Source organism: Sphingobium sp. PAMC28499 (assembly GCF_004795815.1).
GTDB classification, from domain to species: Bacteria; Pseudomonadota; Alphaproteobacteria; order Sphingomonadales; family Sphingomonadaceae; genus Sphingobium; species Sphingobium yanoikuyae.
Genome location: NZ_CP039248.1, coordinates 2,464,521 through 2,487,096 on the forward strand (window position 1 = coordinate 2,464,521; position 22,576 = coordinate 2,487,096).

Genomic DNA, 22,576 nt, shown 5'->3' on the forward strand with positions numbered 1-22,576 from the left:
ATCGAGGATCGAAGGCGATTGCCCGCCCTATGAGGAGAAGATCCGCTTGACCTTCGCATAGGGATAGGCCCCGTCATATTCGCCGGGGATGGGCAGATATTCGCGTTCCTGCGTGATGCCGATTTCGGACGTGTAATAGCCGGTGATGACAAGCTGGCGGAACGCCTCGAAAAAGGGAGCGCCACCTGACAGTTCGCCGTTCATCGCAAGGGTCAGCAATGCGTCCTGCTGCGCGGCCGAGGCTTTTACGGCCGGCTTTTTATAATCGGCCATGCTGCGGGCATCGGTCGCGGCCAAACCGTCAAAGATCGTGGCCCGCTCATCGGTGATCGCCCAGTCGCCCAGCATATGTTCGATATATTCGGGCACGCCTGCGGCGATTGCGCCGGGCGTATCGGATGTCGGCAGGATGCGTTCGCTCAGCGCCGTGACCAGCGCTCTTTGTGCGGGCGTGAATATGATCTCGGGTGCGCCAGTATTGATGACCGGGTTCGGCTGGTAGGCGATGGCCCGTGCAAGCGGGGCGAAGATGTTCGCGCCCAGCACGCCGACGATGGACGCGAGCGCCGCTCTGCGGTCCATTAACGCCCACCATCATGAAGGTCGCCGGCCGGGCGGGATATCTCAAGATGAGATATCGATACTGAAGCCGCAGAGGTGAAAAGCGGTAGCGCTAACATTTTAGCGCAATTCATAGACGCACAAGAGTGTCTCTTGGTCATTTTCCTCGCCCATTTATATTTTTAGTCTCGCAAAATATGCACGAAAGGACATAGTAGTCAATGGGGTCAGCCGCGATGACATATGATGTGGTTAGCGCTATCAATGTTGTCGCGGCTCGCCGGAAGATTTTCAGGGTAAGCGGTATGTGATCGATGCGGGCCTGTGCTCAGCCGCCGAAGCTCTAGGTTGATGCGAGATGACTGTTTCGAGGGAACAGGTGCAGGCGTCGGAAGGTTGGCGGTTCTTTGGAGGGCTGCATGAGATATAGTGACCGTATGACGTTGTTCGCGCGCCTCGGTTTCGCTGCACGCGGTCTTGTGTACATCATCATTGGATGGCTTGCGCTCGACGTCGCATTGCACGGTGGCGAAACAACCGACAATCAGGGTGCTTTAGGCACTTTGGCTGACGCACCGCTTGGTCATGTCCTATTGTCGTTTTGTGCGGTTGGATTTGCTGGATATGCGGTCTGGCGGCTTACAGAGGCAGTCATCGACCCTGAGCGCCGCAGTCGAACCGTGAAAGGACAGTTTGAAAGACTTGGCTATGGCTTAAGTGGTGTGTCTCATATCATGCTGGCGACCGCCGCAGGCAAAATCGCTCTTGCGCAAGCGAGCAGAGAGCATGGAAGTCCTGGAGATGAAAGCGCGCAAGGTTGGTCGGCATGGCTTCTGGAGCAACCGGGAGGTGTGTTCATGCTTATTCTGGTCGGCGTCCTCCTGCTCATCGTCGCGATTGCCCAAGCGCTCAAGGCGTATAAGGCGCGGTTTGACGATCTCAGCGGCGACGTGCCGGCTCCCGACTATGTTCGGTGGATAGGACGTATTGGATATGCAGCCCGTGCGCTGGTGTTCTCCCTCATCGGCTGGTTCATTATATCTGCGGCGTTGAACCATGACCCCGATCGCGCCGGGGGGCTTGGGGAGGCGCTGCGGCAGCTACGGGCGCAGGATGAAGGGACGCTTATTTTAAGCGTGGTCGCTTGCGGGCTGGGGCTGTTTGGGTTGTTCAGTCTGATCGAGGCGCGATATCGAAGAATGAAGGTAGTAACGCCCCAATTTCTGCGGTGACGCCGCGCAAGATGCAAAATGAGTTTGGGGATCAGCTTACAAATATCCGCCTGGTGCTGCTTTAGATGGGTCCGAAGATCTTGAGCCTTCGCGCTATAGTGGCGTCTTGAGTTGCTCGGATGGAAATGCTGTCCTCATCAGACGTCATGAACTTGGGGGGCAGGCATAGAGTGCAATATGCTATCCATGAGGCAGGCGTCCTTCGCAGTAGGACGCATTAAGCGAGGTTATGTGCGGGTCGTCGGTGCGATGATATCGTCTCATATTTATGCTGAAAATCAGCGCCATAGCAGGCGGCCTATCACCGCGCCTTTCTGCTTTCGGCGAGCTTGAGCGCGGCGAACAACATAAGGCCTGCCGCAGCCAGTCCAGCACTTCCTCGGCCAGCGATTATAATGATCGAATCTGCCGCCGGACGCGCAAATGCAGCAAGTGCGATCCCGAGAACGAACAGCAGTGCGCTGATCGCCCAGAGGCAATGAACAATCCGCTTTTCCATTCTAATTTCCTCTGTATTATGTGCATCATACACATATGCCCGTCTTTGTTCAATGATCACGAACGATGGGGATCATGGCCTACAAGAATACGCCCAACATGGTTTGCATGCACATGAAGTCCGAAATGACGCACGTATCGAGAAACCGCGGCATTGATGTCGTTCGCGTGCTTATGACATTGCTGGTCATATTTCACCATGCCGCGATTGGTTACGGAGGATCTGGTGGCTGGTTTTGGAGGGAGCAACCCAACGCTTCAAGCAGCCTGCTTGTCATGTTCAATGCAATCAATCAGTCCTACTTCATGGGCGTTTTCTTTCTGCTCGCAGGTTATTACACGCCAAAATCCTACGTGCGCAAAGGGACGGCGAAATTCTTGATGGATCGTCTGCTACGCTTGGGGTTGCCGTTGCTTACGTTCTTTTTCATCCTCTATCCATTCACGGTCGCTATTGCCCAGGCCGGGCAGGGGCGTCCACTCATCAAGTTGTGGTGGGATTTGATCATAGCCGGAAAATTCGGACCAGGGCCGCTCTGGTTTGCTATTGCCCTGCTCATATTCGCTATGTGCTATGCGATTTGGCAGACTTGCCGTCGCCGCGCGGGATGGTCTGCCGTGTCAGTGGATGCTCTGCCTGCGATGCCCGCTTTGGCGTTGATCGCCTTGGGCCTTGGCCTGCTCTCGTTCATCGTACGACTGGTCATGCCGGTCGGTAGGGAATTCCTATGGCTTCAGCTTGGCTATTTCAGCTGCTACGCTTTCTTTTACATTGCAGGTTGCGCAGCGGCACGGAGCGGGCTTCTTGAGCGTATCACATTGCGCGATGCTGCGGGCTGGCTGATTGTTTCGATTCTCGCAATCTCCACGTTGCCGCTCATGCTAATGATACGTGGGCGGTTGGGGGGATTTGAGGGAGGATGGAACATCAATGCATTCTATTACGCAATTTGGGATCCAGCGGTCGCGTTCGGGGTGATCCTGGGTTTGCTGGCTGTTGCGCAGCGATGGGGGAGGAATTCCACGCAAATTGTGTCGAGGCTCGGATCGACGGCTTTTGGCGCATTCATCCTGCATCCGCCCGTCCTGGTTGCGCTAAGCGTTCTGGCCATGCCGTGGGCAGCGGCGCCAGTGCTGAAATTCATTGTCATCGGCTGCGCAGCGTGCGTTGCCTCGTTCGCGTTATCAGCAGCTATAAAAAGTTTGCCAGGTGTCAGCAAAATTATCTGACCGATAATTTATATTGATATGTAAATACATCTCTTACTTATGATGAACCAGGTAATCAAATTAAAATAATTAAGCTTAGTAAGATCGTAAATTTGTTACAAACTTGCAATCATAATTGCTATTTACATTTGTGCGACGTGAATAGCTTTAATTGCCATTATTTATTTTGTTACATATTGGTGGGAGGGTTTTTTGAATAACTGATATGAGATTTCGTGCCGGTAAGATTTTGGAGAAGGTGCTACATGCCGCACAGCGCATGCCATCGTTCATAATGCAGGTAGACGAGCAGTCTGAGCATCATCCAATTATCAGCGACATGGCGCCAGCTTGCCCTGAAGCAAGCCGGCGCGAGACGAACGGTATGCAGCCTAGATTTGCGCCAGCCCGCCATCAGTGAATAGCTCGCTTCCGGTCATGAAGCTGCTGTCAGATGAGGCCAGGAAGGCGGCGGCCGCCGCCACTTCGGATGGATCACCAACATGACCGATCGGGGTGGTTGCCCCCATTTCGATCATTGCCTCCCTGCCGACGACCTCGGCCGCCAGCTCGGTCAGCGTTGGCCCAGGCGATAGCACATTGACGCGGATTCCCGTGCCCCGCAGATCCTGCGCCCAACTGCGCGCAAGATTGCGCACGGCAGCCTTGGAGGCGCTGTAAATACTGAAGGCCGGTGTCCCCATCACACCCGTGGTTGACCCGGTCAGAATGATCGAGCCGCCTGTGTCCATGAGCTTCAGTCCCTTTTGCACTGTGAAGATCGTGCCCTTCACGTTGACGTCGAAGGTTTCGGCATAATGGTCGGCAGTAATGTCCGTCAGCGGCACCAGCGCGCCGGTTCCTGCATTGGCAAAGAGAATGTCTAACGATCCGCGTTCTGCCTTCACCGTCTCGAACAAGCGATCGAGATCGGCAGGATCGGCAACCGAACCCGCCACTGCGCGGGCATTTGCACCTAGTTCGCTTAGGGCAGCATCGAGTTTTTCCTGTCGACGCCCGAAAATGTAGACGAACGCGCCCTCCGCAATGAAACGCCTGGCCGAAGCCAGACCAATGCCCGTACCGCCACCTGTTATGATGGCGGTCTTGCCTTGCAGTCTATTCATGGATGCCTCCAAATCTAAGGTTGCACGTAGCTGGAGGCGCATATACCTATCGGCAAGTATGCACCTTTTGGTAAGTATCGAAAATGTCTGAAGAGCCCAAATCCCTGGCTGTCTCTCCAATGCTCGGAGGGGGCTGTTCGGCCGGAACCGTCGCTCCCAATTTCACTTGCGGCCTCGACGCAACGCTCAAAGTCATTGCCGGCAAATGGAAGCCATTGATCCTCTATTTCCTGCTCCAGGGCCCCAATCGCTACGGCGCGCTCAAACGCGCGATCCGCGACGTGAGCGACAAGGTGCTGATCCAGCAGTTGAAGGAACTGGAGGCAGATGGGATCCTGCTGCGCACCGATTACAAGGAAGTGCCGCCGCGCGTGGACTATACGCTGACGCCCCTCGGCCAAAGCCTCGCTCAGGCGCTCGAGCCTTTATGCAGCTGGGGCACCGAGAATATGGTGGAAATGCAGAGGATCTTCGCCGAACGCGAAGGTTGGCAGCGTAGATAGACCCGATGCGTTTTGGCCCTCTGGGCGCTGGCCATGCGCCGAGCAAGGAGTCGATATGGCGAGAATTTTCATCACTGGCAGTTCGACCGGCCTTGGGCTGGCCGCTGCGCAGTCGTTGCTTGCCGGCGGACATGATGTCGTTCTCCACGCCCGCAATGCCGAACGGGCTGCGGCTCTGGCAGCGCAAATGCCGCAAGCTTTGGCAATAGTGACCGGCGATCTCAGCCTGCTGTCGGAAACACGAGATTTGGCCGATGCGGTGAATGCAATCGGTCGCATGGACGCAGTGATCCACAATGCCGCACTATATGGCGCGAGTGGCAGCGGTCGGACGGCGGAAGGCCACAGTGTTATGACCGCGGTCAATCTGCTGGCGCCTTATGTCCTGACCGCCTGCATCGAACGGCCCGAGCGCCTTGTCTACATGAGCAGCGGGCTTCACCGGGGCGGCAATGCCGGTCTGGATGATCTCGACTGGACCCGGCGTCGCTGGCACCCGGAACAGGCCTACGCCGATAGCAAGCTTCAAATCGTCGCGTTTGCTATGGCGATGACACGGCGATGGCCTGACGTGCTGAGTAACGCCGTCGATCCAGGCTGGGTGCGCACACGCATGGGCGGCGCGTCCGCGCCGGTCGACATCGCGACCGGACAGGCGACGCAGAGCTGGCTCGCCGCAAGCAACGATAAGGCAGCGCAGACCAGCGGCGGCTATTGGCATGCCATGCGACGCGAAGAGCCGGCAGTTCCCGCAGCCAGCGCCGATCATGGAGATTGCCTGCTCACGGCGCTGCAAGCGCTCACTGGCGTGTCGATCGGGCAAAATGGGTGATGCTCGGGCGAAGGATTTTTCAGTCCAATGCTCTGGCACTTCTACGCAAGCCGTTGGTCGGCTTGCACGAATAACCGCATTGCGCTGCGTCAAGCGACATGCGCCTTAGGCGAATGGCTGGGCTGGAGCTTGAGCTGCCCATCCAAACGAGAATCTACCATTTTCAAATGCGCGACCCATGCTTTCCTTGCCCCGCCTCTTGAACGACAAAACCGTTCGATCCATCTGTCGCCCGCAATTCTAGGATGCGAGCCAGAGAGACGATGACAATGGACACCGTTACCGCCCCTGAAACACGGGCCTTCGAGGCAGATGTTTCCAAGCTCCTGCACATGATGGTCCACTCGGTCTATTCCGACCGTGAGGTTTTCCTGCGCGAACTGATATCCAATGCCGCGGACGCTTGCGAAAAGCTGCGCTATGAGGCGATTTCCAGCCCGATACTGCTTGGGGATGATCCTCAATTGCGCATCACGCTTAGGCTGGACAAGGAAGCCGGCACTCTCGTGATCGAGGATAATGGCATCGGCATGACTGCTGCGGATATGGGTGAAACACTGGGCACTATTGCTCGGTCGGGCACCAAGGCCTTCATGGACAAGCTTGCTGCGGACAAGAATGGCGAAGGGCAGCAACTGATCGGCCAGTTTGGCGTCGGCTTTTATTCTGCATTCATGGTGGCGGGTAAGGTCGAGGTTATTTCTCGCCGGGCGGGAGAGCCTGATGCAGCCATCTGGTCCTCCGATGGGTTGGGCACTTACACGATTGCGCCGGCCGAACCTGGCGCCGCGCCTGCACGCGGAACGCGCGTCACGTTGCACCTGCTCGACGATGCCAAAGTTTACACCGAGCGCTTCACCGTGGAGCGGGTTGTCAAGGCGCAATCAGGCCATGTCCCCATTCCGATCTTTCTTAAGGAAGCCGGCAGCGAAGATGAGCCAAAGCAGGTCGCCGATGGCCTGGCGCTGTGGACCAAGGCGAAGTCCGACATCAGCGAGGAAGATTATGCTGACTTCTATCGAAGTGTCGCAGGTCAGTTCGACAAGCCGGCGCTGACGCTGCATTATCGTGCTGAAGGGCGTCATGAATATTCGGTTCTGACCTTCATCCCCGAAACCAAGCCGTTCGATCTATTCGACGCGGACCGCAAGGGCCGCATCAAGCTCTATGTGCGCCGCGTATTCATCACGGACGAAGCGGAAATATTACCGCGATACCTACGTTTCGTTCGCGGTTTGGTCGATTCCGCCGATCTGCCTCTCAACATGTCGCGCGAGATGATCCAAGACAGCCCGGTTCTGTCTGCCATCCAAAAGGGTGTGGGCAACCGCATACTTTCCGACCTGGAGAAACTTTCAGTAAGTGAACCTGAGCGATATGCCGCGATCTGGGAAAATTTCGGACCGGTCTTAAAGGAAGGCCTTTACGAAGATTTTGATCGCCGCGAAACATTGTTGGGTCTGGCTCGGTTCAAGAGTACGACTTCCGACGGCGCATGGCGTTCGCTTGAGGACTATGTCAGTGCCCTGAAAGAAAATCAGACAGCGATTTACTATGCGACCGGCCATGATCTGGATCGGATCGCGCAGTCCCCGCAGCTCGAGGGTTTCAGGGCGCGCGGCATCGAGGTTCTGCTCCTCCCCGATCAGGTCGATAGTTTCTGGACGACGATGGGCGTCGATTATGAGGGCAAGCCCTTCAAGTCCGTCACGCAGGGGGCTGCTGACCTGAGTCTTATCCCCTTGGCCGACGGGAACGCCACCGCTGCCGCGCCCAGCGATGAAGCCAATAGTTTTATCGCTTTTGCAAAGGAGGCTCTGGCAGATCAGGTGTCAGATGTGCGCATTTCGGACCGATTGACGAGCAGCGCCGTCTGCATTGTCGCCGCAGACAATGCCATGGACCTTCAACTGGAAAAGATGTTGGCTTCGGCCGGCCGTGCGCCGGAGCGAGCTAAGCCCATTCTGGAGGTCAACGCCGGTCATGCGCTCATCACGAAGCTGGGACAGGCCAATAGCGATGAAGAAGGACGAAGGGATCTGGCTTTCCTTCTGCTTGATGAGGCCCGAATTGCTGAAGGCGAAGCACCGACTGATCCGCGCGCGTTTGCCGAGCGGCTGGAGCGTTTGATGGCGAAGGCCTTGGGGTGATGTTGATGGGGAGCCTGAGGGCTCCCCTTCTTCAAGTTAAGGAGGCCGCGCAGATTCCGCTCAAGCCTGACGCTCAAAACCAGAGTCCGGATCGTTGGAGTGCGGGCCTTGCGTTTTTCAGGCCGTTTGCGGCCTATTCAATCCGTTCGCTGGCCGACCATCGGATGGCCGCTCCATGGGGTGGGGGGGGCATTCTGCCTCTGTTGAGCGGCCGACGAGGCAAATTTTGAATCATCGCGCTAATGAGCCAGCAACCGCTCCTTTACCTCCCTCGCCATCCTGTCGGAGTGAAGCGGCACCATCATTGGCACGCCAAACATCGTAGGCAAAAGGGAAGTCCCCTTTCGATCACTATCATTGGCGTGGCGATCGTGATTGGTTCTTTCGGTGGAGTGGGCAGCTCTCGGCTGCCTTCCTCCTCATCGAGCCCCCCTATTGCTGAAGAGGATTCTCGGCGACCGCAGGGCTCGGTAGCTTCTCAGTCGTACATAAGTGCTGCCGATGTGGGTGATCAGCAGTCATCGTCGCCTGCCGGCAGGACCGACCCGCAAAGGCGGTTTACCGCTTCAACTGATAGCCGATCTTCCTGGTCCTGTCGCAGATGCACCCAAGCAAGAGCGGATGGGGCTGCACCTGTTTATGCTGGTCAGCCAGGGTATGGCCCTCATCTGGATAGGGACGGTGATGGCATAGGCTGCGAGCCTTATCGGGGGCGTTAGCCAGCTTGCCAGAAGTCACAAAAAGAGAACCACAACAATCCATCTCATATTGATGATATCTTTCAGAAATTCATCGGTACTAGGGTGACATTCGGAATAGATGATCATAGATAGAGCATTCCGATAAATCTAAACGGGACGCATAGAAATGACTGAGCAGGCCGATAACAACGAGCTTATGATCACGCTCACCGCCGATATTGTTGCTGCGCATGTTAGCAATAATTCGGTATCGGTCGGTGACGTATCCAACCTTATCGCTAACGTGCATCGCGCGCTTGCGGGACTGTCTGTCCCTGCTGAGCCGACGCCGGAACCGTTGCTGCCCGCCGTTTCCATTCGTTCGTCTGTGAAGGCGGATTACATCGTCTGTCTTGAAGATGGCAGGAAGCTGAAGATGCTGAAGCGCCATCTGATGACCCATTACCAGATGACTCCAGACGATTATCGCGCCAAGTGGGGCCTTCCTTCCGATTATCCGATGACCGCACCCAATTATGCTGCCCAGCGAAAAGAGCTTGCTCACAAGATTGGCCTGGGGCGAAAGCCGGGCCAGGGCAAGAAGGCTGCAACGTCTAAGGTTGCTGCTCCCAAGGGGCGTGCCAAGAGGGCCACCGAGGTAGCTGCTGCTGAATAATAAAACCGGAGCATGCCGCTTGGGGAGCCTCCATGCTCTTCGAGCGGCAAGGCGCCGATGCGCGCGCCGCTGATTGTCGCTCGTCAGACAGGGAAGTTGGCGAAAACGGGTGGGGAAGATGCCATCGCGAAGTGGCAAACCTTTATAGCCTATCTCGATCAGGCTGTCCGTATAGCCGATAGCGGACGCATTAATGCGCCGCCTTTGCAAAATTGCAATTAAATCCGCCTTGCTGGTGGTCCTGTCAGTTTGATGCCTCGCCCGGAGTGTTCGCGATGCGATAGCGGGCTGGTAAGGCGGCTCTACAACAAGCTGCGCATTGTCGCTAACTCAGCACGCAGTTCCGGCTCTCTAAGTGCTGCCGGTCCGCTACACCCGAATATATCCGCAAAATTCCCGGCTAGTTCGCTTAGGTGGATGCTGCCCAACATAAGGATTAGACGATAACAGCGGAACCTCAACCGGTGTCGTGCGCTCCTCTGGTCTCTACAAGGGAGCAAGTTATGATCACGGGAATCATCGGTGCGCTCGTAGGATCCAAGCTGGACCAGCAGGACGGCGACAGCGGCGCGAAGGGAGCCGTCATCGGCTATTTCATGCCTCGAATTGTCGGTACGGTGGTAAAGGTCGGTCTGCTGGCCGCCGTTGGGTACGGCGTTGTGAAAGCTTTTCAAGGTGTCGCAGGAAATGGTGCAAAATACCGATAACTTGGCAACAGTGTATCGCTCAGCCATTCGTTGGCACGCGTTACCGATGCGCCGAATGTGAAATATGCAAGGTGGTGGTCATGGAACAGGATTACGCGCATGGCCGCCGAGATGGTTTACGGCTGGCACTGTCGATCCTAGCGGCAGAGGAGGCAAAATGGGCAGTTCTGCTGGGCGAGAGCCGATCGTGGCGAACCAACGTGACGCGGGAGGTGCGACACAAGACATTGCAGGTCGCACAACAGCGGCTGCGTACTGCGCTAAACCGCCTGACGCCCAAATCCGACCAAGCCCTGGATCCTGAGGTAGCATCGGCACTCGAGAAGATCGGGCTCTGATCCTGATCCTGTCATGACCCACCACAAGCTGAAGCGTCTCTTGAAAATCGGCATTGGTCGCGGACGCCGATTTATCTGGCGCAGAAGATGGACGCGGGATTGGGAGCAGGTAAAATTTGTTCCGGCGCTGCCGCAGGCAAGACGGCACTGGCAATTGCGGAGGTGACCACATTGAACCCGGCGCCCATCCTTCCCTAGGCCAATGACATCTGACATTGCCCTTGAGCGGATAGCGGATGCGCGAAGGACGATTTTGCAGTTGCTCGCCCGCCGCACAGACCAAGCGACAATCTGTCCAAGCGAGGTCGCACGAATGATTGCCGGTAAAGTGAGCGCTGATCCGGAAGGCCCCTCGTGGCGTCAAGTGATGCCGGTCATCCACGCCGCAATCGATCAGCTAGTGGCGGAGGGGGTGGTCGAGTTGAGTTGGAAAAGAAAGGTCATGGCGTCGCGCTATGGTCCCTACCGGATCGGCCGTATTCAATCTACAAGGTGAAGTCTGCTCAGCGGATGAGGCCCGCGGCACGGAGTGCATCGTGGATGACTTTTTCTACGCCTGCATTCCCTGATATATTCGGTCGTGAGAGTTCGGAGGGCAACGCGTCCAACCGGCTTCCCTTTGATACCGGCACACTCGGAGTGCCCTTAAGAGCTTCTCCATCCGATTGCGCGAAATTGGGCTCCGAGCCTGCCTTTAACAGGCCCCAGGACGATGCGATCCGGCGAGTGGATGAGATGCCCGCTTCGAGCATATGCGGCATTGCCATTCCGCAAGCATCCTGCCCAGTTGTGGAGAGTGGCGTTCCGTGGCCCATATTGGAAATGCGATAATCCTCGATAAGCGGGCGTCCGGCTGCATCGTTCCAGGAGCGCCGGCGGTGTCCGGCTATCTGCTCTGAAACATTTGGTGCCGCCTCCAGACCGTGGACCGAGCGCCACTGAGCAAGAATTGCCTCCGCATTGGAACTGTGGACCGTCGCATCGGCGCTGCCATGCCATATCGAAATGCGTGGCCAGGGTCCGTTATGGTCTGACGCGCGACGGACTCGATCACCTAGATCCTCCGCTTCGAAAGCTCCACATCCCCGCATGGCTTCAAGCGCCTGCTGGATATTCGACGCCAATCCGTACGGCAGGCCGGCGATGATCGCGCCGCCTGCAAACAGTTCCGGGTAGCTGGCAAGCATGACAGAGGCCATTGCGCCCCCTGCGGAAAGACCTGTCACGAATATGCGCGACGGGTCGACACCATGGCTATGTACCATCGCCATGATCATCTGTCGGATGGACAGCGCCTCGCCAAGATCGCGGCCATTGTCAGTGGGTGAGAACCAGTTGAAACAGAGATTAGGGTTGTTTGCGCGCTGCTGCTCTGGAAACAGCAGAATGAAACCGTGCTCATCTGCTAACTGAGACCAGCCCGCGCCGCGATCATAGCCTCCGGCAGTTTGCGTGCAGCCATGCAATACCGCGACGAGCGCAGGCTTCTCAGCAATCTGCTCTGGCACATAGATTTTCGCCTTCAATGCGCCTGGGTTTGTCCCAAAAGCATCGAGGTCTGCCAAGCGATTTGGACCATCGAATGATGTCGGGGGCGAGTGGCTGGCGCGCATGGCTGCCAGTCGGGCGATTGTAGCGGATAATTTGGACACGCAAAAAACTCCTATCCTACAACAGCAGCCGTCCACCCTCGATAATTTGCTTATGCTGCACTGCACAATATGGGGGTGGTTCGGCCAGCCCGCAAGGCGCGATGCTGTGATCTTCATGATATCGAGAGAAATATATCTGTCGGGAATTCATGGAGGCGCGTCATGCGACATAAGTGTAAGCGCTGTGCTCAGGCCACGGCGGTCCAAGGCATGAGTTCACCGACGGCATTGGCGGGATGACCTGCGGCGAGCCTGGAGAGGGTCTCGGCGAGCCAGGCATGCGGGTTGATGCCTGAGATCTTGCAGTTCTCGATCAGCGTGGCGATGACCGCCCAGTTGTCGCCGCCTTCGTCAGAGCCTGCGAAGAGGGCGTTCTTGCGATTGAGGGCCAGCGGACGGATTGATCGCTCGACGGTGTTGGAATCCAGCTCGATGAGGCCGTCGTCGAGGAACAGCGACAGCCCGGACCAGCGAGTGAGCGCGTAGCGGATGGCATCGGCGAGCTTGCTCTTGGCGCTAACCTGACGAAGTCGTGCCTCGAGGTAGATGTGCAGGTCATCCACGATGACGCGCCCCTGTTCGGCGCGCACGGTGCGGCGCTGCTCCGCCGAGGTGCCGCGAACCTCTTCCTCGATCGCGTAGAGCATTGCGATCCGGCGCAGCACCTCGGTCGCGACCGGCGAACTGTCGGCCAGTTCGTAGAACTTGCGCCGCACGTGCGCCCAGCAGAAGGCCAAGCTCACTTGCTGCCGGCGTTTGGCCAGAGCAGCGTAGCCGCCAAAGCCATCGACCTGCAGGATGCCGACGAAGTCACCGAGATGGGCTTCGGCCCGCTCACCCTTGCGGTCAGCGGCATAGACGTAGGCCATCATCGGCGGATCTTCGCCGCCCCATGGTCGATCGTCGCGAGCATAGGCCCAGAGCTGGCCCGTCTTGGTCCGACCACGCCCTGGATCGAGCACCGGCGCCGTGGTTTCATCGGCGAACAGCCGCCCGGATCGTCGCAATCGCTCGAGAATGTGATCGCGCAAGGGACGCAGATACCAGGCTGCCCGGCCGACCCAGTCCGCCAGGGTCGAGCGGTCGAGTTGGACACCTTGCCGGGCGTAGATCTGGGCCTGCCGGTATAGCGGAAGGTGATCGGCGTACTTGGCGACAAGCACCTGCGCGATCAGCGCCTCGGTGGGGATGCCGCCCTCGACGATCCGCGCCGGAGCCGGTGCCTGGACGATCGCGCCCTCGCATGACCGGCAGCCATAGCGCGGACGGCGCGTGACCAGGACGCGGAAGGTGGTGGGCACCACGTCAAGACGCTCAGCCACGTCTTCACCGATCTGGTGGAGCGCGCCGCCGCAGCAGGGGCAGGCCTTGTCCTCGACATCGACGACCTGCTCGATCCGCTCGAGATGGGCCGGCAACGAGCCGCGGTTGACCTTGCGCGGGCGATCCGCCGATGCCCGGCTCGCCTTGTCCACGGCGTGCTGGGCTTGGGCCAAGGCCATCTCGACCTCTTCCAGGGCAAGCTCGAACTGATCGGGATCGAGTTGCTCGGAACGGCGGCCAAACCGGTGCCGCTGCAGGGCCTCGATGATCGCCTTCAGGCGTTCAACCTCGGCCTGGAAAACCTTCAGAACATCAAGCTCGCGGGCCTGCTCGAGGACGAGCGCGCGGAGCGCTTCGACGTCGGTGGGGAGGTCCGCTTCCATGAGCATGGAAGGAGTGAATCAGTAGGAGGGGCCATCGTCAACCGGCAATCTGCGGGGCGATCGGGCGGCGTCCGCCATGCACACGGCGCCAGTCCAGACCCTCGAGCAAGGCGCCCAACTGCGCCGCCGTCAGGCGTATCACGCCGTCCTGGATGGCCGGCCACTTGAACCCGCTGGATTCCAGCCTCTTGGCCATCAGACACAGCCCTGTGCCATCCCACCAGACGAGCTTGATCCGATCACTGCGCTTGGCCCGGAACACGTAGATTACGCCAGAATAAGGATCACCGCCGTACTCGACACCGACCAGCGCGGCCAACGCGTCGGGTCCCTTGCGGAAATCGACCGGGCGTGTGGCCACCATGACCTTGGCACCTGCGCCGGGTCCGATCATCGGGTAACCCGGAGCGCTTCGATCACCGCGGCAATCACCCCGGCATCGGCGCCGCGGCTGATCTTCACCGCAACGCCGTCGATCTCCAGTTCCACTGCGCTCGCCTTCGAGCGCCGTCGCTTCTTTGGCCGCTGGATCGCAGGCGGGAACTCCTCCGCGGCAACGGCATCGACGACGGCGGGAACAAAAGCCGGCACGGCCGCGCCCTGGCTCTCCAACTGCTTGCGGAGCTGTCGGCGCCAGGTGAACAGCTGGGACGGGCTCATGCCATGCCGCCGCGCAACCGAGCAGACCGTCTCCTGTCCGGAAAAGCTCTCGGCCAGGATCGAAGCCTTGACCTCCGGCGGCCAATCCCGCCGCCGCCCCGCACCAGTGAACACTTCGAAGCGGGTTACCCGGCTAGTGCCACCATCATCACATGGCATCGTCATAGCACCAGCGCCCTCCATCCGATCAGGGCGCTGAGACTCGGCGCTGTACTTCAGCCCCGCAAGGTGGGGTCGCGGCCCCGCTTACACATAAGTCACAAAGCGCTTGAGATATGAGCGAGCGGGAGCCTGACACGGTCCGCGACCCCGCGACCCCGCGACCCCGCGACCCCGCGCACCAAGCACCGACTATGCAAACTCTGTCTCGTATGGTGGGGAGGTGGCTTTGGTGCCAATCCACGCCTACGCAGGGGGACCGCTAATCGCTTGTTTCAAATGTCAGCCGCCTGTTCAACGTGGTTATCCTGCTAGCTTTGATTTGATGTCCAGTTTGCCGGTTCAACCTTTGCGCCTATCATCTCGGCTCGTGTCGGTACACGAAGCTGGACAAGCTTATCTCCTTGGCGCTGCACGATGCCGAGACGCTCAAACGCTCCGAGCCAGCCCTCCATCGGCCACTGCTTCCAGCGCGTATGGAAGCGCCGTGCATTTCGCACAATATCATCGAGATGCTGCAGCGGTGGATCGTAACTGTCGTGATATTGGTGGCAGGCTATGGCCTGCCCGACAAAAAGCAGCTTTAGGCCAGTTGCCGCCGCTCTGAACCCGAAATCTGTGTCTTCAGCGCCGTAGCCGATAAATTCTTCGTCGAACCCACACAGCGCTTGGAACGTCTTGCGCCGCAGCGCGAAGGCTAGCGACCAGAACAGCCCGGCATTTGCCTCTTCTCTTACGCCTTTGTCCGGAAATGAGCGCACCGGATGGGCCCGACCGCGCTTCAGCAATTCTGTCTCGGTCCAGGAGCTGCGGGCATCATCTGGGCCAAGATAACGGATATCCGCGCATAGAAGAGCATCATGTTCGCTCAGGGTATCAGCCAGGAGCCCGATGCACTGTCGCATGGGGATGCAATCGACATCCAGAAATACGAGCTTGTCATTACTGGCCAGCGAAGCTGCTCGATTTCGGGCTGCTGCCAGCGGAAGGCCTTTGGCCTCGAATTGGTCGATATGCACGCGGAACTGAGCTGGTGGCAATGTGACCGGATCATCGCTCATATCAATGACAATCAGTTCATCGGGTTGACGATCACTCCGCTGCAAGCCCTCTACAAGCTGCGCCAGATGCAGGCTACGGTTGCGAACGATAGTGAGGACGGAAATGCCCATTATCGGCGGTTCCACAGGTCGAGTCGGTATTTGTTCTGCCGTTCGGCCAGCTCCACCTCGAAATCCGAACCTAGTTCGGTCCAAAGAGCCTCGACCGCCTCGTCGCCGCTGTGAGGGTAATCAGTCTCTTCGGTATAGTGGACAAGGATTATTCGGCCGCCGGAAACAACCTGATCGCGCAACCATTCACTTGCCCGATCCAAATCTACAAGGTCCCAATAATAGGCGACCTCGGACAGAATGATGAGGTCGTAGCCTTCGCCATCCGGTGTCTCGCGCGGGAACGCCATCTGTGCGAGCGTTACGCCAGGACGGTCGCCCACCCGTTCTCGCGCCTTCGTGAGCGCCTTAATGCTGATATCAATTGCCAGCAAGCTATCGCAAATTGGAGTCAAATGGCTGGTGAGAACACCATGTGCACAGCCGATCTCAAGCGCACGGGCATATCGGCGGTCCGCCAGGACATCATGGGTATGGGCGAATTTGGCAGCTTCATAGTGGCTGGATGCCAGATCCCACGGATCATCATTTGAGGCGAATATATCATCAAAATATTCGGCGTTGAGGCTCGTGACATTCATTGTCGATCCCTTCTCAATGTCAGTATGTCCCGGGCGGGCATGCGCAGCATTTCGCGCGGGAGCCTGAAGCCATTGCCCATTATCGGCGACATCTGGCTGCGATGCGCCAAAAGCGCGTGTCGCCTGCGTCCAACGGGCATGGCTGGCGTCGCAATCCGTCGGGCAAAGGGTGGCGGATCGCTCCACACATGAAACGCGAATAACGTAACTGGCCGCTTTGCCCGGCGCGTAGCCGCCTTCGCAAGTCGATAGGCGGCGACATGGTCGCAATGCGTCTCGCTGTAGTCGGACACAGCAATCGCATCGATCCGGCTCCGGCGGATGAAAGCCGCAAGTCGATCAGCGTCTCGGCTGAAAGCTTGGCTGTCGATAGGATGGGGGTGGGCGTCGCGCCACCCCATCCAAATCGCCGGGGCGGCGGCAGCATTTAATCTGCCAATGGCGTGCCGGGCTTCCTTGCGTCGGGTGATCGCTATGCGCGGCGTACCTTCGGGATGCGATCCCGCGCCGTTGGTTAGGAAGACGATAGCGCCTAATCGATCGCGGGCGGCGCAATGCGCTATCAGCGCGCCCGCCCCTAGCGTTTCATCATCAGGGTGGGGTGCCAATATGAGCCAACGCGCCTGCGACCAGCGGCTGCGCAAAAGAGTCTCAGCGTTCACCACAAGCGTTCGCCCTCAACCCAGATATCATGGTCGAGAAGCGCCTTGGCGGCCTCGTCGCGGGCATGATCTGGACCTGCCTGCCGAAGATAGAGAGATAGGTCGCGGACGATTTTGTCAGCACGTTGCCCGTCAAGGGCACTTTGTGTGCCGAGGATCCTCGCGGCGGCCTCCATCACAATGAACCCGGCATCCTCGACGACACCGCGTGTCATCCGAGCCACGGCTACGGCATCGTCATGACCAGATGCGAAACGATGTGCGGCTTCCGCCACCCAGAAGCCAGCGGTTCGCACGGCAACGGTGGCATCGGCGAACCGCGCGCGCTGGACAGGATCTTCGCGCGCCGCGTCGCGCATGGAGCGCCGAATTTCTGTGACGAGCGCTTCAATTCCGCCAAGCTGTGCAGCGCAAAAACGCCAGGCCCCGGCGGTAAAACGGGGATCCCGATCATAGTCACCTGGCTTGCCCAGCAGCATGTCAGGTTCAACCTTTACATCGTCCAGCACATAGCGTCCGCTCACGCTCGCGCGCATGCCCCGGACCCGCCATCCTGATAGGTCGGCGCGGACTTTCTCATTAGCGCGAACAATGACGAGCCGACGGTGCTCGCCTTCACTCGCGGCCGTTACAAGCGCGTAATCCAGCCCTCCGGCCCCGCTGGCAAATATCTTCTCGCCAAATAGTGATGGGACAGCCTCTCGCGTCAATTGCACGCCGGGAGATGGCTCGGTCGCCCAAACTCCGAACCATGCTCCGCGATCGAGGGCTTTTGCCAGCCAGTGTAACTGATCGGGCACCCCAAAGCACTCGAACAGGGACATAGCGTTAACATGACCTTCGTAGAGCCGAGCAATGCTGAGATCGCCGCGACCTATTTCGCGCAAGGCTCTCGCCATCGCGCGGCAGCGCGCGGCTTCGTCTTCGAAAGGGAGGCCCCCGCATATTTGGGGGGCAAACCAGCGATGGTGACCGCCTTCGATAAGGGCCGACATGCTCTCGCTGGGGAAGTTGGGTGCCGCGTCATAGCGCGCGCCGAACATTGCCAGTCGATCGACAATGTCGATCGTTCCGGGGACCTGACCTTGGATATCGGGGATCACGTAGCACGGCTCCTGTCTGCCACCGATGCGCCGGCAAGGTCGTCCAACCAGCGGGCGACGGGTTCCGCTCCACCTGTGTCCATCAGGCAGTCAGGCCAACATCTAGCGCGCTTGATCGCCTGATTGATCATTCCTGGCCATTTGCCGGCTGGCGGCCATTCAAAGCATGCGATCGCGCCGCCTACAGCCGCAAGCTTTCCCGCCTTCGATACCTGTTCGTCAAAGGGGCGTGGTTCCGGCACACAGATGAAAGGACGACGCGCCCTCAATACCGCGCTGACAACGCCGTCTCCCCCACCGCCGATAACGACCGCTGAAGCTGCGATCTGCGCATCGGCATCATCGACCCATCCGCGTAATTCTAGATTGTCTGGAAAGAATGCAGGCACCGTGCAGGGACCAATAATGCGAAACTTGCGCTCGGGGGTCGCGAGAGCAATTTCGGCCCATCTATTCCCGTCAGAAATGCCGCCCCCGCGCCCGAGGACAATTAGTACGATGCCATCGCACTCAATTGCCTGGCTGCACGCTGATCGGACGACGCCAGGGGCATAGAAGGTTTTTTTGCGAACCCAGCTGGGAATTTCATCATCGTCCAGGGCTTCGTGGAAGGGGGCAAGTAGAGCAGTTGCTCCGCGGAAAGCTTCAAGATGCGCAGCATCAAGTCTTCTACCGTTCAAACGGACATAGACAGTGGGCACAGATGCGAGACGGGCAAGCATCGCCACCTCGGCCGATACGTCTACTACCATCAGACGCGGGCGCGCCTGCGCGATCCAGGCTGCTATCAATGCGGTGCGCTGCCGGATCCCCTCATGGTCCAGCGGCGCATAATGGAGAGACGAAGGCCGCTCGGAACCGTCGATACCCCAGAACTCATCATCGAGACGGTCATCAGGCAGGTCGAGGCAGGGAAGGCCCTCAGTCCGTGCCGTCAGCCCGGTCCCCAGCAACGTGACGCCCCCGAGCGACCGACAAAGCGCGATAGCGCGTTGACGGTGACCGTCTCCATGATGATGGACATAATAGCCGATCGGGCGGCTCATGAGATAGCGGCCGGCTCTGGAAGCGGCATGTCACAGGGCAATGGGGGGAGGGCGCGTTCCGCATCTACAAAAGCTGCTGCGCTCATTTCGCGCCTGGCCTTAAACCGCCATCGTGCGCGCGCCTCCCAATGCGATAGAGCCGGAACGAAAGGTGTGTCCCCCCTCTGTGTGCAGCCCAGCCACCGCCGCATGTCAGCCGACATGCCGCCATCGGCGCGCCCCGCGGTACGGGATGATGCCCGCGTCCATACGGCATTGGGGTGAATTAGTTTGCCGCCCACTTCGATCGCTGCTTCGACCAGGGCACGGTCCTCGCCTGTGCGAAGGAGTGGCACGCGGCCTGCGCGGATGTAAAGATCTGACGATAGCGCGAGGCTCGCGCCCGTATGATCGCCATGCCGGGGCGGCATGTCCCAATCAACCGGATCGATCGCATCCTCGATCGCGCGCACCGTACCCCAATAGGCGTCAAAGCGACGACGCAGCGAAAATATCTCCGGTGATTGGGCGGCTTCCAACTCATCCAGCTCGATCCGGCCGCCAATGATCCGATCCAGAGTGAAATGCGCAAGGATGGCGTCCACCCAGTCTACCGGGGGCCGGCAGTCAGCATCAGTGGAAATCAGTAAGCCGCGCGGGCCCACTAATTCGGCGCCAAAATCCATCGCGGCGCGACGAGCAGACCCGACGTGGGCAAAGACGGGGGCGAACTTTCGCTGGATCATTTTGAGCGGGAAGCGTGCGTTGAAGCGCTGCGCGGCATCGAGAGCGACGGTGTATGTGGCATCGCTACTGTTATTGACGCAGATTGCGACAGCGAAGGGCGTCCGCGTTCCCTGCAAGGCTAAGGCTTCGATTAGGCGGCCGATATGCTCTGCCTCGTTGCGCGCCGGCACGCAGATACAGACCTGCGTCATGCGACATCCGCGACAGGCAGGAGCCCAATATCCGACTCGTTCGGGATCGCGACCTGCGCCATTGCAAGGCGTCGATACAAAGCCTCATACTCGTCGACCATGCGCCGCGAGCAGCAATATCGCTCGGCATATGCTCTGCAAGCGCTCCGCTCGAGCGCCGAGGCGGCAAGTGCTGCCGATGCGAGAGAGGAAACATTGTCCGGCTCGGCGAGAACGCCGCAGTCAGGCTTCAGGAGCGATGGTACGCCACCACGCGCGAATGCGGCGACAGGGGTCCCACAGGCAAGCGCTTCAGCCACGACCAGACCGTAAGGTTCTTCCCAGCGCGGCGTGCAAAGGGCGGCGACAGCACCGCCTACAAGCTTCGACAACTCGATGTGAGAAAGATGCCCGACATATTCGATATCACCTCCCAATCGGGGTGCGATGAGCTTTTCGAAATAGCCTTGGTTCGAGATCGGGCCGGCGATCTTCAAGGGCAACCCCGCTAGCCGCGAAGCGTTGATCGCATAGTCCAGCCCTTTTTCAGGAACAATCCGGCCATACCAAACGAGATAAGGCTCGCGGTTGGCGATGGGCTGATAGGGAAAGTGCCTGAGGTCGATACCATTGGGAATGACATACTCGGCATTCGCTACATGGCGCCACATCGCGGCTGTGGCTTCAGAGACCGCTACATAGGTCATCGATCCGCGATTGAGCCTGATCCCGCTCTCCAGCCAACAGAAGGGCGGTGTATGGAGGGTTGTCAAGACAGGAACCGCCAGCGTGTCGGACATGCTGACCGGAAGATAGTGCAGGGAATTGTTGTGTATGATGTCAAACGAGCGTGTCCGCAATGCGGTCATGAGGCCCAGATAAGCGTGATGTTCGCGAAAGAAGGCGACATCATTTGCCTCAGCAGTACCTGTCTCGAGAAGTGAGGTTTCCTCACAGATTGCTTCTAGTCCCAGGCTTGGGTCGGATCGCGTCGAGGCAAAAAGGGTGACATCATGGCCACGTTCCCGAAGCGACCGGGCGAGGATATGCGTATGCATTTCCAGACCGCCGGCGAATGGCTCGCCAATAGCATATTTCAAATGGGCTATGATCGCGATACGCACTCCACACTCTCCCGGCGACGATGCGCTAGGAATGCGATCGGCAGCTGTTCAACCCACATGTTTTGATAAATTTCCTCAGATTTAGCTGCAAATGACAGGAAATCGTTATAATCTGGATCAATTTATAAACTGGATCAGTATTGATAGGTGGGTGTAGCATAATTTGATTATCGCAAATATTTATATGCAAATTTCGAAATATATCTTTATTCGAATTGATATATTCGATCGTGGACCGTGTTGCGTAGAGGAAAAGAGTAATATTTGTGGAATATAGCAAAGTTTATATTTGAGTTGGGTCAGTTTTTTGAGGGCTGGCAGTTTGTATGGAACTTTGCGTCCATGCCCATCTTGATTATGAGCTGGCTGGTCCGACGGACCTGCTCTCGCAGATCGAGGCCGCTGATACTCCTGAGCAGGCGATCGAATGGAGGGATCCCATCCTTCTCCGGGCCGAGCATGTCGCTTGTCTCCCTGCGCAGGATCGCAATGAGAGGCGGATATGGTTGCGTACGCCCGGCAAGATGGTCAACGACTATCGAACCATGATAACCAGGCGGTCATTTCGCTTCAACCGGCGCACGAATTGATTATTCCATAGACCTATCTTCCCGCAGAGAAGTTGGCTCTCTCCATGCCCCCGTCAAAGTAAGCTGGAAGCAAGGGGCATGCCGACAAAGCCCGCGCCGAGCCCATGCTAAAGCTTGGGCGAGCTTTCTATGAGTATAACCAACTCTCGCGGCATCGAAGGTGAAGATATCCGTCGCGGTCGCGGCAAGGGGGGAAACGGCGAAGTCTTCTTTCTCTCACGTTATCTTTGCCGAATCGGGATCACTGGCTTCGACGGATTCCCAATTGGCGAAGCGCGAGTCAGTTTTCCCTTCTGCTATAATACTGGCCTGACTGGGCTAATTTTTATCGTTCGTTGATTGCGCCGGGGTATGAAGGCGAGGACGTGGCACAATCCTCTATGCTCAAACGTCTGGACGATCGGCTGAACACCAATCGACGCAATGCACAGTTCAGGCGGCAACTGCACCTGCAAAGCTCAAGAGAAGCATTTCGCGCGCAGCCTTGAGGCATAGCTCGAATGTCGGACCACCGATGTGGCTCTGCGAGCCATCGAGATGTCGGACGCTTATTTCCCACAGGCTGTCCGACCGGATCGCGCATCGGCGCATCTCACCGTCGACAAATGAGATTGGCTCCTGGATATGTTCGCGATGCAGCAAATATCGCTCCACGCTTATTGCGCTTTCTCGGTGCGCATTATGCCAGAGCCGGAAATTTTCGGTGTTCAGC

25 protein-coding genes are annotated in these 22,576 nt (G+C 58.3%); 11 read left to right on the forward strand and 14 right to left on the reverse strand.

Annotated elements, in window-relative coordinates:
• Positions 1 to 27: 27 nt before the first annotated feature.
• Positions 28 to 582, reverse strand: coding sequence for a gluconate 2-dehydrogenase subunit 3 family protein (locus E5554_RS11975; protein WP_136186908.1), 555 nt, complete (start codon positions 580 to 582; stop codon positions 28 to 30).
• A gap of 416 nt (positions 583 to 998) precedes the next feature.
• Between E5554_RS11975 and E5554_RS11980 the strand changes: the two genes are divergently transcribed.
• Positions 999 to 1,793 carry a DUF1206 domain-containing protein gene (locus E5554_RS11980; protein WP_168708704.1) on the forward strand — a complete coding sequence of 265 codons (795 nt, stop codon included), beginning with the start codon at positions 999 to 1,001 and terminating at the stop codon, positions 1,791 to 1,793.
• A 301-nt stretch (positions 1,794 to 2,094) separates the two neighbouring features.
• Here E5554_RS11980 and E5554_RS11985 read toward each other — a convergent pair whose 3' ends face one another.
• Complete coding sequence (locus E5554_RS11985) at positions 2,095 to 2,292, reverse strand: hypothetical protein (RefSeq protein ID WP_136186910.1); 198 nt, start codon at positions 2,290 to 2,292, stop codon at positions 2,095 to 2,097.
• Between the two features lie 74 nt (positions 2,293 to 2,366).
• Here E5554_RS11985 and E5554_RS11990 point away from each other — a divergent pair, with 74 nt between their 5' ends.
• Positions 2,367 to 3,521 (forward strand): acyltransferase, encoded by a 1,155-nt coding sequence (locus E5554_RS11990; protein WP_168708705.1) that lies wholly within the window; start codon positions 2,367 to 2,369, stop codon positions 3,519 to 3,521.
• A gap of 371 nt (positions 3,522 to 3,892) precedes the next feature.
• Here the strand turns inward: E5554_RS11990 and E5554_RS11995 are convergent, their stop codons facing one another.
• A complete protein-coding gene (locus tag E5554_RS11995; RefSeq protein ID WP_048939473.1) occupies positions 3,893 to 4,627 on the reverse strand; it encodes an SDR family oxidoreductase in 735 nt (244 codons plus the stop codon).
• 83 nt (positions 4,628 to 4,710) lie between these two features.
• On the opposite strand from E5554_RS11995, the gene E5554_RS12000 reads away from it, so the two are divergent.
• From E5554_RS12000 to E5554_RS12040, 9 genes are all read left to right on the forward strand, one after another.
• Positions 4,711 to 5,130: a helix-turn-helix domain-containing protein gene (locus E5554_RS12000; RefSeq protein WP_346427721.1), complete on the forward strand. Its 420-nt coding sequence runs from the start codon at positions 4,711 to 4,713 to the stop codon at positions 5,128 to 5,130.
• Between the two features lie 55 nt (positions 5,131 to 5,185).
• On the forward strand, positions 5,186 to 5,962 hold the full coding sequence (locus E5554_RS12005; protein WP_048939471.1) for an SDR family NAD(P)-dependent oxidoreductase: 777 nt from the start codon (positions 5,186 to 5,188) through the stop codon (positions 5,960 to 5,962).
• Positions 5,963 to 6,225: 263 nt separating this feature from the next.
• Positions 6,226 to 8,112, forward strand: a complete 1,887-nt coding sequence (gene htpG / locus E5554_RS12010; protein ID WP_048939470.1) for a molecular chaperone HtpG — start codon at positions 6,226 to 6,228, stop codon at positions 8,110 to 8,112.
• Between the two features lie 242 nt (positions 8,113 to 8,354).
• Positions 8,355 to 8,831 carry an excalibur calcium-binding domain-containing protein gene (locus tag E5554_RS23200; RefSeq protein WP_210729732.1) on the forward strand — a complete coding sequence of 159 codons (477 nt, stop codon included), beginning with the start codon at positions 8,355 to 8,357 and terminating at the stop codon, positions 8,829 to 8,831.
• A 148-nt stretch (positions 8,832 to 8,979) separates the two neighbouring features.
• On the forward strand, positions 8,980 to 9,468 hold the full coding sequence (locus E5554_RS12020) for a MucR family transcriptional regulator (protein WP_136186912.1): 489 nt from the start codon (positions 8,980 to 8,982) through the stop codon (positions 9,466 to 9,468).
• A gap of 57 nt (positions 9,469 to 9,525) precedes the next feature.
• Positions 9,526 to 9,690 (forward strand): hypothetical protein, encoded by a 165-nt coding sequence (locus E5554_RS23045; protein ID WP_168708706.1) that lies wholly within the window; start codon positions 9,526 to 9,528, stop codon positions 9,688 to 9,690.
• A 281-nt stretch (positions 9,691 to 9,971) separates the two neighbouring features.
• Positions 9,972 to 10,175: a hypothetical protein gene (locus tag E5554_RS12025; RefSeq protein WP_136186913.1), complete on the forward strand. Its 204-nt coding sequence runs from the start codon at positions 9,972 to 9,974 to the stop codon at positions 10,173 to 10,175.
• A gap of 80 nt (positions 10,176 to 10,255) precedes the next feature.
• On the forward strand, positions 10,256 to 10,513 hold the full coding sequence (locus E5554_RS12030) for a hypothetical protein (RefSeq protein ID WP_136186914.1): 258 nt from the start codon (positions 10,256 to 10,258) through the stop codon (positions 10,511 to 10,513).
• Positions 10,514 to 10,715: 202 nt separating this feature from the next.
• A complete protein-coding gene (locus tag E5554_RS12040; RefSeq protein WP_122927979.1) occupies positions 10,716 to 11,009 on the forward strand; it encodes a DUF3253 domain-containing protein in 294 nt (97 codons plus the stop codon).
• A gap of 7 nt (positions 11,010 to 11,016) precedes the next feature.
• Here the strand turns inward: E5554_RS12040 and E5554_RS12045 are convergent, their stop codons facing one another.
• The 11 genes from E5554_RS12045 to E5554_RS12095 all read right to left on the reverse strand — a co-directional run bounded on the left by E5554_RS12045 (position 11,017) and on the right by E5554_RS12095 (position 21,274).
• On the reverse strand, positions 11,017 to 12,165 hold the full coding sequence (locus E5554_RS12045; protein ID WP_210729733.1) for a PHB depolymerase family esterase: 1,149 nt from the start codon (positions 12,163 to 12,165) through the stop codon (positions 11,017 to 11,019).
• Between the two features lie 188 nt (positions 12,166 to 12,353).
• Complete coding sequence (locus E5554_RS12050; protein WP_136185812.1) at positions 12,354 to 13,877, reverse strand: IS66 family transposase; 1,524 nt, start codon at positions 13,875 to 13,877, stop codon at positions 12,354 to 12,356.
• A gap of 31 nt (positions 13,878 to 13,908) precedes the next feature.
• Positions 13,909 to 14,265 carry an IS66 family insertion sequence element accessory protein TnpB gene (gene tnpB / locus E5554_RS12055; RefSeq protein ID WP_136185813.1) on the reverse strand — a complete coding sequence of 119 codons (357 nt, stop codon included), beginning with the start codon at positions 14,263 to 14,265 and terminating at the stop codon, positions 13,909 to 13,911.
• A complete protein-coding gene (locus tag E5554_RS12060) occupies positions 14,262 to 14,696 on the reverse strand; it encodes a transposase (protein ID WP_136185814.1) in 435 nt (144 codons plus the stop codon). The genes tnpB and E5554_RS12060 overlap by 4 nt, the downstream gene beginning before the upstream one ends.
• A 305-nt stretch (positions 14,697 to 15,001) precedes the next feature.
• The gene (locus tag E5554_RS12065) at positions 15,002 to 15,862 is read right to left on the reverse strand and encodes a glycosyltransferase (protein WP_136186916.1); all 861 of its coding nucleotides are present in this window, start codon (positions 15,860 to 15,862) and stop codon (positions 15,002 to 15,004) included.
• Entirely contained in the window at positions 15,862 to 16,443 is a 582-nt protein-coding gene (locus tag E5554_RS12070) for an SAM-dependent methyltransferase (RefSeq protein ID WP_136186917.1), read from the reverse strand. The genes E5554_RS12065 and E5554_RS12070 overlap by 1 nt, the downstream gene beginning before the upstream one ends.
• Complete coding sequence (locus E5554_RS12075) at positions 16,440 to 17,105, reverse strand: PIG-L deacetylase family protein (RefSeq protein WP_136186918.1); 666 nt, start codon at positions 17,103 to 17,105, stop codon at positions 16,440 to 16,442. The genes E5554_RS12070 and E5554_RS12075 overlap by 4 nt, the downstream gene beginning before the upstream one ends.
• Positions 17,102 to 18,208 (reverse strand): acyl-CoA dehydrogenase family protein, encoded by a 1,107-nt coding sequence (locus E5554_RS12080; protein ID WP_136186919.1) that lies wholly within the window; start codon positions 18,206 to 18,208, stop codon positions 17,102 to 17,104. The genes E5554_RS12075 and E5554_RS12080 overlap by 4 nt, the downstream gene beginning before the upstream one ends.
• The gene (locus E5554_RS12085; RefSeq protein WP_136186920.1) at positions 18,205 to 19,254 is read right to left on the reverse strand and encodes a glycosyltransferase; all 1,050 of its coding nucleotides are present in this window, start codon (positions 19,252 to 19,254) and stop codon (positions 18,205 to 18,207) included. The genes E5554_RS12080 and E5554_RS12085 overlap by 4 nt, the downstream gene beginning before the upstream one ends.
• Positions 19,251 to 20,171 carry a glycosyltransferase gene (locus tag E5554_RS12090; RefSeq protein ID WP_136186921.1) on the reverse strand — a complete coding sequence of 307 codons (921 nt, stop codon included), beginning with the start codon at positions 20,169 to 20,171 and terminating at the stop codon, positions 19,251 to 19,253. Before E5554_RS12090 ends, E5554_RS12085 begins: the two co-directional genes overlap by 4 nt.
• Positions 20,168 to 21,274 carry a glycosyltransferase family 4 protein gene (locus tag E5554_RS12095; protein WP_136186922.1) on the reverse strand — a complete coding sequence of 369 codons (1,107 nt, stop codon included), beginning with the start codon at positions 21,272 to 21,274 and terminating at the stop codon, positions 20,168 to 20,170. Before E5554_RS12095 ends, E5554_RS12090 begins: the two co-directional genes overlap by 4 nt.
• Between the last annotated feature and the right edge of the window lie 1,302 nt (positions 21,275 to 22,576).